The organism is Bacillus sp. SIMBA_074, assembly GCF_046534555.1.
Lineage (GTDB): Bacteria > Bacillota > Bacilli > Bacillales > Bacillaceae_G > Bacillus_A > Bacillus_A mycoides.
This window is the reverse complement of record NZ_JAWRYM010001365.1, coordinates 1-229: the sequence shown is the minus strand read 5'-3', so window position 1 is coordinate 229 and position 229 is coordinate 1. Positions and strand designations below refer to the sequence as shown.

Below are 229 nucleotides of genomic sequence, written 5' to 3'. Positions count from 1 at the left end.
GGAGCCGTTGAAGGAGGGGAAAACGCCTGGGACAGCATCAAACTTGGGCTCTCGCTGATGCGTGAAGACCGCACGTTTCTGCACTTTAATATGGCCAGAGCGCTACTGCTCTCAAGCGCGCTGGCATTACCCTATTTAGCGCTGCTCGGCCAACAGCAAAGCGGAACAGAGTTAGGCGGGCTAGGCATTTTGGTGGTGGTCTCTGGCCTTGCGGCCATGGTGGCAAGCC

At 57.6% G+C, this 229-nt stretch carries 1 protein-coding gene; it reads left to right on the top strand.

All coding sequences use genetic code 11. From position 1 onward, the window contains the following. On the top strand, positions 1-229 hold a 229-nt coding region (locus SB773_RS35160), incomplete at both ends, for a hypothetical protein (protein ID WP_410595240.1).